Genomic DNA, 8,920 nt, shown 5'->3' on the forward strand with positions numbered 1-8,920 from the left:
TCAGGCGTCTGCTTCCAGGCCTTCGCGGCCCTCAAGGTTGAGGTTTGTCGGCAGTCCGTCGATACTTTCGAGGTTGTGATCGACCCAGTAGTCGACCATGCCCTCGCCCTGCGCCTGGGCCCATTGGTTGAGCGTGGTGCGCTCCTTTTTCAGCTCGTACTCCGGAATGCCGAAGCCGCAGGATGTCTGGAGCGAAGCGATGTCCGCGACAAAGATCTGACGCACGCCAGGAAGCTTCGGGAAAAGCGCATAAAGCTCGTCCCACGTTGCATCACCGGGCTGAACGATCGCGGCGGTGCCATAAAGTCTCAAGATCATCGGCTGCTTGCCGAAGCTCATGAACATGAAGGTGATGCGGCCGTTCTCGCAGACGTGTGCCGCCGTCTCGTTGCCACTTCCCGTTACATCGAGATAAGCGACGCGGGTTGGACTGAGCACACGAAAGGTATCCATACCCTTCGGCGACACGTTCACGCGCCCATTTATCGGAGCGGTGGCGACCAAGAACATCTTTTGCCTATCGATGAACTCGGAAAAGGTCTGATCAATCTTATCGTAAAACCGGGACATCAGCCTCTCCGGATTGAGATGATCGAGGCCTCCTCAACTAGCAGTAAGATCGACGAGCGGGCGCACGACAAATTGCGAAGGAAGCATGTCAAAAAACTCAAGTCTCGCCATGCGTGCCGCGCCTTAGGCAATTCGTTGTCGCACCCATGGATCTCGCCGCTTATTTGGGCGGAGCTGGCGATTTGAAGGGCACTTAACGCGGGCTCAAAGCTTTCGCACTTCTGACTTGAGATTTTTGGAATTGGGCATGCGAAAGTTTCCGGTCATCGTCGCGGGCAACGACAAGCCGGACCAGAGGGATATTTAGCGATGCAGATGACGAAATCCGCCTGTCTGGGTGCGCTTCTGATGGCGCTGGCGACGCCGGCATTCGCCGCCGATGCCGAGCCGATCCCCCTCGGCGTGGTCCAGGTTCTGAGCGGCCCTCAGTCAAAATACGGCGCAAACGCCAACAAGGGCATCGAGCTTGCCGCCGAAGAGATCAACAAAGCCGGCGGCATCAACGGCCGGCCGGTCAAGCTGTTCACTGAAGACACGGCGGGTAGCAAGGACCAGGCGATCAATGCGGTCCGCAAGGTCATCGGCCAGAACAAGGTCGTGCTCGTGATCGGGCCGACGCTGAGCACCGAGGTGTTCGCCGCCACGCCGATCGCCAACCAGCGCGGCGTACCCTCAATCGCCTTGACCGCCACCGCGCCGGGCATCGCCTCGATCGGCGACTATTCCTTCCGTGCCTCGCTGCCGGAAGAGCGGTTGATTCCGGCCAGCCTGAAGCGTGCGAAGAAGCTCTACGACATCAAGCGCGCGGCGATCTTGTTCGCCAATGATGATTCCAACATGAAGAGCTCTGCGGACATCTTCAAGAAGGAAGCTGCCGCCAACGGTATCGAGATCGTCGCGGTAGAGGCTTTCAGCTCCAAGGACTCCGACTTCTCGGCACAGCTCACCAAGTTTGCCGGCCTCAATGTCGATGCCGTGCTGGTCGGTGCCTATCCGGATGCCGGTGCATCGATCCTGACGCAAGCGCGCCGCCTTGGCCTGTCCAAGGTCCGCTTCATCGGTGGGAATGGCTTCAATTCGCCGAAGATCATCGAACTCGCCGGCCCCGCCGCCGAGGGCACGATGGTGAGCGGCCCGTGGTCGATCGCCAAGGACGACGATGCGAACAAGAAATTCATCGCCGCCTATCAGGCCAAGTACGGCGAGGTGCCCGACCAGTTCGGCGCGCAAGGCTATGATGGCATGAACATCGTGGCTCAGGCCCTGAAGGACGCCGGCGGCAAGATGGACTCGGACTCGATCCGCAACGCCCTACAGAAGGTCGATTTCAAGGGCGTCATGGGTCCGTTCCGCTTCGACCAGAACCGTGAGGCTGCGCTCTCCGACGGTGTCGTGACCTTTGAGGTCGCGAACGGTACGTTCAAGATCGTGCAGTAGAGCGAAGCCGGAGGCCGCCGGTGAAGGTGGGACGATGCTAGCGCAACAACTGCTCAACGGGCTGGTCCTCGGGACCATCTATTGCCTGTTCTCGATCGGGTTCAACCTGATCTTCGGCGTGCTCCACGTGATCAACCTCGTCTATGGCGTCTATTTCGCCATGGGGGCCTATGTCGCGCTGGTGCTCGCCACCACTTTCGGATTGCCGTTCATCGCGGTGGTGCCGGCGGTGGTCTGCGTGGTGGGCCTGATCGCGGCCCTGATCGATTGGGCGGTGCTGACGCCGCTCAAGGGCCGGGAGGGGCGCTATCTCGCCTCGCTCATCATCACCATGGGCGCGGCGCTGTTCCTGTATTCCCTTCTGGGCCACGCCTTCGGGGTCGAGGCCCGCCGCTTCCCGGTCGATTTCGGGCCGAGCGCGCTGTATCGCTTTGGCGGGGTGTCCATCACCGGCGTGCAGATCGCCATTCTGGCCATCGCGCCGCTGGTCATCGGCGTGCTGGCCTATTTCCTGAAGTTCTCACGGTGGGGCATCGCGATCCGCGCGGCGGCCGACAACGAGCGTGCCTCGCTCATCGTCGGCATCAATCCCATGCTGATCACGCTCGGCGTCTCGTTTCTCGCCGCAGCACTCTCGGCCACGGCGGGCATGCTGATCGGGCTGAACTTCAATGCAGTCCAACCCTACATGGGCGAGTTCATGATGCTGCGGGGTTTTGCCATCGTCATCATCGGCGGTCTCGGGAGCCTGCCAGGAGCCGCAATCGCCGGGCTTGCGCTCGGCATCATGGAAATCCTCACCTCGGCCTACGGGTCCTCGCTCTACCGGGAGGTCCTGACCTTCGCCCTGCTTCTGCTGACGCTCTGGATCTTCCCCAACGGACTGGTGAAACAGATCAATGCGAGGCGCCCATGAGCTTTGAAGATCTGTGGTGGACCTATGAAAGCCTGGTTCTCTCGGTCGGGATCAACAGCCTGCTGGCGTTGTCGGTCTATCTCGTCCTGGCGACGGGCCAGCTGTTTCTCGCGCAAGGCGCCTTCATGGCGATCGGCGCCTATACCAGCGCGATGCTGAGCCTGAACTGCGGGCTTTCCCTGCCGGTGACGCTTGTCCTAGCCATGACCGTATCGGGGTTGACGGCCTTCGCCGTCTGCTGGCCTATGCTGCGGCTGTCGGGCGTCTACCTCGGCATCGCCACGATCGCGTTCGGCGAGGTGCTGCGCGCCATCATCATCAATTCAGAGCCGCTCGGGGGCGCCCTTGGCCTGAACGGGATCCCGACCTCCGCCTCGCCGGTGTTCATCTATGGCTGTGTCCTGGTCTGTATCGCGGGCTGCTTTGCCGCGATCCGCTCAAAGGTCGGGCGGGCAATGGAGGCGATCCGCTCCGACGAGACAGCAGCCCAGGTGCTCGGCATCAACGTCTTCCGCTACAAGATGGCGATCGTCGTGGTCGCGGCGATGATCGCAAGCGCCGCCGGCGTGCTGAACGCGCATTCCCACTCGTCCATCAGCCCCGAGGATTTCAGCTTCGAGGCGACGGTTACTATCCTGAGCTTCGCCATCATGGGGGGCGTCTCGTCGCCCGTCGGCGCCGTGCTCGGTGCTGCGATCCTGACCAGCCTGCCGGAGGCTCTGCGGGGTCTCGCCGACTATCGGTCCCTCATCAACGGCCTGATCATCGTCCTGGTTGTCGCCTTCCGGCCTGAGGGCCTGGTGTCGTGGCGCGTTCCGAAGGCCCGCCGCCATGCTTGAGGTCAAGAACATTTCCGTTCGGTTCGGCGGTCTGATGGCTCTGAAGGAGGCGTCGTTTCAGGTCAGGCCGGGTAGCATTCACGCCCTGATCGGCCCGAACGGCGCCGGCAAGACGACCATATTCAACGTCATCTCCGGGGTGCAGCGGCCAGACGCCGGCCATATCCTCTTCGGAGGCATCGACATCACCGGGCTGCCCCTCCACCAGCGCGCTTCATGCGGCATGGCGCGGACCTTCCAGAATATCCGCCTCTTTGCCGGAATGAACGTCATCGAGAACGTGATGTGCGGCATGCACCCTGCGCTTGGCGCCAATCCCTTGCTGTCGATCCTCGGCATCGGCAAGGGCCGCGCCGAGGAGCGCCGCTGCCATCAAAGGTGCCTTGAGATCCTGACGCAGGTCGGGCTCGCGGACCTGGCCTACAGCCCGGTCACGGCACTGTCTTACGGCCATCAGCGTCGCGTGGAGATCGCACGCGCGCTGGCATCCGGCCCGACGCTGCTGCTGCTCGACGAACCCGCCGCGGGCATGAACCCGACCGAGACACGCGACTTGGCTAGGCTCCTCATCGCGCTGCGCCAGCGCGGTCTGACGGTGGTCGTGGTCGAGCACGACCTGCATTTTGTGATGAAACTTAGCGACCGGATCACCGTGCTCAATTTCGGCGAGGTGCTGGCCGATGGTGCACCGCTCGCTGTGCGGAACGACCCGCGCGTCATCGACGCCTATCTCGGCTCCTCCGCCGCCAGCATGAGAGAAAGTGCATGAGCCCGGCGCTGCTGATTACAGATCTGGTCCTCGCCTACGGCGGCGTCACCGCGGTCAAAGGCATCTCCCTTGATGTCCCGGCCGGCAGGACGGTCTGTCTCATCGGCGCGAACGGCGCAGGTAAGACCAGCGTGATGCGCGCCATTTCCGGCCTCGTCAAAGCCAAGACAGGCAGCATCAGCTATTTCGGCGAGGAACTCACCGGCAGCCATCCGGCCGGCATGGCCGCGCGGGGAATCGCCCATGTCCCGGAGGGCCGCGAAACCTTCCAGCGGCTCACCGTCGAGGAAAGCCTGCGCATGGGCGGCTTCCGGCTGTCGGGGGTGGAGTTCGCGCGTCGGCGGGACGCCATGTACGACACGTTTCCGCGCCTCAGGGAGCGGCGCACCCAAGTGTCCGGCCTGCTGTCCGGCGGTGAACAGCAGATGCTGGCCATGGCCCGCGCGCTGATCTCCAGTCCGAAGCTGCTGCTGCTCGACGAGCCGAGCATGGGCCTTGCCCCGAACATCGTTGACGAGGTGTTCAAGGTCATCGCCGATCTGCGCAAGACCGACACGACCGTGCTGCTCGTCGAGCAGAACGCGCTGCGGGCGTTGGAGCTCGCCGACTACGCCTATGTGATGGAGACAGGCTCCATCGTGATGGAAGGCGAGGGCCGGCAGCTGGCGAACGATCCGAGGATCACGACCGCCTATCTCGGCGGAGAAGGAGACTATCTGTGATGGCCAGAACCGCGCTCGTCACCGGCGCCACCCGCGGCATCGGCGCCGCCATCGCCCGCAATTTGGCAGCGTCGGGGCTCGAGGTCGTCGGCATCGCCCGCAATACGCCAGCGTGGTTCGACGGCGCCTTCTACGAATGCGACCTCCACGATGCCGCGCAACGCGCCGCGACCTTCGCCGCAATCGCCGACCGGCACGGCATCGACATCGTGATCAACAACGTCGGCGCCGCGCGTATCGAGCCGACCGGCTCGATCACCAAGGACGCGCTGGACGAGATGTGGAGCGTCAATGTCGAGGCGACCATCGAGGCCATCCAGGCCTTCCTGCCGCGGATGAGGCAGCAATCCTGGGGCCGCATTGTCAATATCGCGAGCGGCGCCATTCTCGGCAAGCCGGGGCGCGGGGGCTATTCTGCTACAAAGGCCGCGCTGATCGGCCTGTCGCGCACCATGGCGATCGATCTGGCCGCGTTCGGAATCACCGTCAATGTGGTGAGCCCGGGCCAGATTCGCACAGAGCTGTTCCTGGCCAACAACCCGCTCGATGATCCCAGGACCAAAGCCAACCTATCCAGCATCCCTTCGAGGCGCGTGGGAGAGCCGGACGAGGTCGCATCCGCCGTGGTCTTCTTTGCCTCCGAGGCAGCAAGCTACGTGACGGGGCAGCTTCTTTATGTTTGCGGGGGGCTTACCGTCGGAAAAATGCCGAATTGAACCGTTCATCGAAGCGGAGCATCAATCTCGGCGTGAGGGATCCAAATGCCCTAGCACCCACCCCGGATACTAGCCGAGGGGCTTCATCGATCGCTGCAAAGTGCGCCTATTTCCTCAACCCCTAACGGGTCGATTCGTGCGAGCGTTTTTTGCTCACGAAGATGCATCGAAAATGGTGTTACGGGCGAGGAGCAATGTCCGCTAAATGGCGCGGTTTGGCCGTTCGACCTGCTTCTTCCGTGGGGCCGGATGCGGAGTGTCGGCTTTCCCACATTTCGTGCCGGTAATTGACTGCCTGCAAAGGTCCCCAAGCCAGCCATTTGTGAAAGCCCGAGCAAATTTCCGGTTCTGGCGCCTCGCGATACACTTCGAATAGCTCTATTGGGTCAGGATGCTCTCCACGTAATCCGCAAATGCGCGCGCCTTGGCGCTCGCAAGCCGCCCGGTGGGGTACACCGCCCACAGATCGACCGGTGGAAGTTCCCAGTCTTCCAGCACGCGCCGCACCACGCCGCTCTCAAGCTCGGGGGCGAACATCCAGTCCGAATTGACCGTCAGTCCCATATGGGCGAGCACGGCCGCCCGGATGCCCTCCGCCGCGCTCAATTGCACGCGTCCTCTGACCGCGACGGACGCCTCCGTGCCGTTCCGGCGGAAGGTCCAGCTGCCGCCGAGCTGGCTGTAGACGATCGCCTCGTGCATCGCGAGATCGGCCGGGACGAGGGGCGTGCCGGCGCGCGCGAGATAGTCGGGCGTCGCCAGCACCGAGCGCCGCCCGCGGGCGATCCGCCGGGCGATTGCGGCGGAATCGGTCAATTCCCCCATCCGCAAGGCCAGATCGATGCCCTCGGAGACCAGATCGATGACGCGGTCATCGAGCAGCACGTCGATCTCGATGTCGGGATGCCGAGCGAGGAATTCGGGAAGACGCGGAACGATGAGCAGGCGCGCGAAGGTCGTCGCCGCCGAGACGCGCAGGCGTCCCGTCAGGCCTGCGCCGGCGCCGCGCGCTTCCAGCTCCGCTTCCTCCGCCTCCCGGATGGCCGATCGCGCCCGCTCATAGAAGCGAACGCCCGCATCGGTCGGCGCGAGGCTGTGGGTCGAGCGCACGAGCAGGCGCACCTGAAGGCGATCTTCCAGCTGGGCGATCGTCTTGGAAATGGCGGGCTGGCCGACGCCGATCCGCCGCGCCGCAGCCGAGAACGATCCCGTCTCCACCACCGTCACGAAGGCCTGCATGGCCTGAAAGCGATCCATGCTCATTCCTCCTAGGAATGAAAATTATCGCCTCAACCCGCCTGCCGCAACATCTCAGGAATGAGCATAACAGGCTCACGAACACGCCGAGACGCGGTTCGCGGAGCTGAACATGATCGAAGTCTATGCATTCGCCACGCCCAACAGCGTCAAGGTCCCGATCGCGCTGGAAGAGATGGGCCTTGCCTATGAGCTGAAGCCGGTGAACGTCCGCAAGGGCGAGCAGAAGGACGCCGACTTCCTCGCCTTGAACTCAGGTGGCAAGGTTCCGGTGCTGGTCGAGCGCGACGGCGAAACCACATTCGTGCTGACCGAGAGCGCGGCGATCCTGGTCCATCTCGCGCAAAGGAGCGGCCAGCTGATGCCGGCCGACGCACAGGGGCGGGCGCGCGTCTTCGAGCAACTGTTCTTCCACGCGTCCGGCCTGAGCCCGGCCTTCGGCAATGCCGGCTTCTTCAAGCGGTCGTCGCCCGAACCTCAGCCCATCGCCGAGGCCCGCTTCGCCGCCGAGGCGGAGCGCATCCTCGGCCTCCTCGAAGCGAAGCTGGCGACCCAGCCTTTCACCGCCGGCGACGATTTCACCATCGCCGATATCGCCCATTTCGGCTGGCTGTGGCGGCGCGCCTTTCCCGGCGTGACGCTGGACGCCCGCCCCAACCTCTCCCGCTGGTACGACACGATCGCCGCGCGGCCCGCCGTGCAACGCGCCATCGCCCGCGTCGATGCCCTCGTCCCGGCGGCCTGACCTTCCCTCAGATGCGTCATCTCATCGATGCACCGCAGGCCCACCAGAACCGCAAGCCCGATCGCAGCCTGCTGCGGCTGCTCGCCCGCGCCCAACGATTCCGGGATCTGGTCCTTCAGGGCGATGGTAAATCCATCACCGAACTCGCGACGATGAGCAGCGTCCGCCATCCTACTTGACCCGCATCGTCCGCCTGAGCTTCATCGCATCGGACATCACCGCAGCGATCCTAGACTGGCGCCAGCCCATCGAACTCTCTGCCCTGAAGCTGTCATTGGCCAGCCTGCAGAAGGACTGGTCGGAGCAGCGTCGCGAACTCGGGTTCAGGTGATCAACCCGACCAACAAAGGCTGACCGATGAACGCCCCGCCGACCGGCGGGGTTTTCGTTCCTGGTCCGGCAGTCCACGACAAGTTGCGAAGAACATTGCGCGGCAAACCGTACCACCAAAATGGCGTCGGGTGATATTGGCCGACGATCCGACCGTTTCCGGTACCGTCCGCGTCTCTGCAAAAGGCTGCTCGACGAGCGACCGAACATGCCTTTGAACCGCCCGCTCTATTCGCGGCGGAGCGCAAAAGTCAAAAAACTATGCACAATAAATAAGTTATGGCGGAGAGAGAGGAGTTCGATCTACTCCGCCTAAGAGGCTGAATTAAGTTGTGAATATCTCAAAAATGCACCATCTTTTACCCGGGATCATACCCGGTTTTCCCCCGATTTTGTTTTCGGAATGACGTTGCCCCTCATGTCTAATCCAGCTTGAAGTTCGTTCTGGCCCGACTTGAGGACCAGGACATGAAGCGCAGCCGTTTTTCAGAAGAGATGGGGTATTCGGTCCTGATCTCTTGAGCCGTTTGCGGCGTTCCGCGGCGAAGAGGACGATCGGGGCCTGAACCCAGCGCCGGGAGGTCCCCATGGTGTACGTCGGCCTTGATGTCTCTCTGAA

Annotated in this window: 12 protein-coding genes; 9 read left to right on the plus strand and 3 right to left on the minus strand. The window is 63.0% G+C overall.

Translation table 11 applies throughout. The features are described from left to right. Positions 1 to 570: a pyridoxamine 5'-phosphate oxidase family protein gene (locus tag ABLE93_RS17770; protein ID WP_348841186.1), complete on the minus strand. Its 570-nt coding sequence runs from the start codon at positions 568 to 570 to the stop codon at positions 1 to 3. 309 nt (positions 571 to 879) lie between these two features. On the opposite strand from ABLE93_RS17770, the gene ABLE93_RS17775 reads away from it, so the two are divergent. Genes ABLE93_RS17775 through ABLE93_RS17800 form a run of 6 tightly spaced genes read left to right on the plus strand, consistent with a single transcriptional unit; the run spans position 880 to position 5,969 of the window. Further along, positions 880 to 2,007: an ABC transporter substrate-binding protein gene (locus tag ABLE93_RS17775; RefSeq protein ID WP_348841187.1), complete on the plus strand. Its 1,128-nt coding sequence runs from the start codon at positions 880 to 882 to the stop codon at positions 2,005 to 2,007. 34 nt (positions 2,008 to 2,041) lie between these two features. Next, positions 2,042 to 2,923: a branched-chain amino acid ABC transporter permease gene (locus ABLE93_RS17780; RefSeq protein ID WP_348841188.1), complete on the plus strand. Its 882-nt coding sequence runs from the start codon at positions 2,042 to 2,044 to the stop codon at positions 2,921 to 2,923. Further along, a complete protein-coding gene (locus tag ABLE93_RS17785; protein WP_348841189.1) occupies positions 2,920 to 3,762 on the plus strand; it encodes a branched-chain amino acid ABC transporter permease in 843 nt (280 codons plus the stop codon). The genes ABLE93_RS17780 and ABLE93_RS17785 overlap by 4 nt, the downstream gene beginning before the upstream one ends. Then, a complete protein-coding gene (locus ABLE93_RS17790; protein WP_348841190.1) occupies positions 3,755 to 4,531 on the plus strand; it encodes an ABC transporter ATP-binding protein in 777 nt (258 codons plus the stop codon). Before ABLE93_RS17785 ends, ABLE93_RS17790 begins: the two co-directional genes overlap by 8 nt. Beyond that, positions 4,528 to 5,253, plus strand: coding sequence for an ABC transporter ATP-binding protein (locus ABLE93_RS17795; RefSeq protein ID WP_348841191.1), 726 nt, complete (start codon positions 4,528 to 4,530; stop codon positions 5,251 to 5,253). The genes ABLE93_RS17790 and ABLE93_RS17795 overlap by 4 nt, the downstream gene beginning before the upstream one ends. After that, positions 5,253 to 5,969 carry an SDR family oxidoreductase gene (locus ABLE93_RS17800; protein ID WP_348841192.1) on the plus strand — a complete coding sequence of 239 codons (717 nt, stop codon included), beginning with the start codon at positions 5,253 to 5,255 and terminating at the stop codon, positions 5,967 to 5,969. The genes ABLE93_RS17795 and ABLE93_RS17800 overlap by 1 nt, the downstream gene beginning before the upstream one ends. A 378-nt stretch (positions 5,970 to 6,347) precedes the next feature. On the opposite strand, the gene ABLE93_RS17805 is transcribed toward ABLE93_RS17800, so the two are convergent. Beyond that, a complete protein-coding gene (locus tag ABLE93_RS17805; protein WP_348841193.1) occupies positions 6,348 to 7,226 on the minus strand; it encodes a LysR family transcriptional regulator in 879 nt (292 codons plus the stop codon). A 112-nt stretch (positions 7,227 to 7,338) separates the two neighbouring features. On the opposite strand from ABLE93_RS17805, the gene ABLE93_RS17810 reads away from it, so the two are divergent. Genes ABLE93_RS17810 through ABLE93_RS17820 form a run of 3 tightly spaced genes read left to right on the plus strand, consistent with a single transcriptional unit; the run spans position 7,339 to position 8,302 of the window. After that, positions 7,339 to 7,971 carry a glutathione S-transferase family protein gene (locus ABLE93_RS17810; RefSeq protein ID WP_348841194.1) on the plus strand — a complete coding sequence of 211 codons (633 nt, stop codon included), beginning with the start codon at positions 7,339 to 7,341 and terminating at the stop codon, positions 7,969 to 7,971. Positions 7,972 to 7,982: 11 nt separating this feature from the next. Next, on the plus strand, positions 7,983 to 8,150 hold the full coding sequence (locus tag ABLE93_RS17815; RefSeq protein ID WP_348841195.1) for a hypothetical protein: 168 nt from the start codon (positions 7,983 to 7,985) through the stop codon (positions 8,148 to 8,150). Then, positions 8,147 to 8,302 carry a hypothetical protein gene (locus ABLE93_RS17820; RefSeq protein WP_348841196.1) on the plus strand — a complete coding sequence of 52 codons (156 nt, stop codon included), beginning with the start codon at positions 8,147 to 8,149 and terminating at the stop codon, positions 8,300 to 8,302. Before ABLE93_RS17815 ends, ABLE93_RS17820 begins: the two co-directional genes overlap by 4 nt. A 421-nt stretch (positions 8,303 to 8,723) precedes the next feature. Here ABLE93_RS17820 and ABLE93_RS17825 read toward each other — a convergent pair. After that, a partial coding sequence (locus ABLE93_RS17825; RefSeq protein WP_348841197.1) for a hypothetical protein occupies positions 8,724 to 8,920 on the minus strand: 197 nt, incomplete at its 5' end.

It is taken from the genome of Xanthobacter pollutisoli (assembly GCF_040044995.1).
Lineage (GTDB): Bacteria > Pseudomonadota > Alphaproteobacteria > Rhizobiales > Xanthobacteraceae > Xanthobacter.

Bases quoted from the DNA above. Each gene is read 5' to 3' on its own strand.
- ABLE93_RS17770 (WP_348841186.1), bottom strand. From the start codon at position 570: ATGTCCCGGTTTTACGATAAGATTGATCAGACCTTTTCCGAGTTCATC.
- ABLE93_RS17780 (WP_348841188.1), top strand. From the start codon at position 2,042: ATGCTAGCGCAACAACTGCTCAACGGGCTGGTCCTCGGGACCATCTAT.
- ABLE93_RS17775 (WP_348841187.1), top strand. From the start codon at position 880: ATGCAGATGACGAAATCCGCCTGTCTGGGTGCGCTTCTGATGGCGCTG.
- ABLE93_RS17785 (WP_348841189.1), top strand. From the start codon at position 2,920: ATGAGCTTTGAAGATCTGTGGTGGACCTATGAAAGCCTGGTTCTCTCG.
- ABLE93_RS17815 (WP_348841195.1), top strand. From the start codon at position 7,983: ATGCGTCATCTCATCGATGCACCGCAGGCCCACCAGAACCGCAAGCCC.
- ABLE93_RS17800 (WP_348841192.1), top strand. From the start codon at position 5,253: ATGGCCAGAACCGCGCTCGTCACCGGCGCCACCCGCGGCATCGGCGCC.
- ABLE93_RS17810 (WP_348841194.1), top strand. From the start codon at position 7,339: ATGATCGAAGTCTATGCATTCGCCACGCCCAACAGCGTCAAGGTCCCG.
- ABLE93_RS17790 (WP_348841190.1), top strand. From the start codon at position 3,755: ATGCTTGAGGTCAAGAACATTTCCGTTCGGTTCGGCGGTCTGATGGCT.
- ABLE93_RS17795 (WP_348841191.1), top strand. From the start codon at position 4,528: ATGAGCCCGGCGCTGCTGATTACAGATCTGGTCCTCGCCTACGGCGGC.
- ABLE93_RS17805 (WP_348841193.1), bottom strand. From the start codon at position 7,226: ATGGATCGCTTTCAGGCCATGCAGGCCTTCGTGACGGTGGTGGAGACG.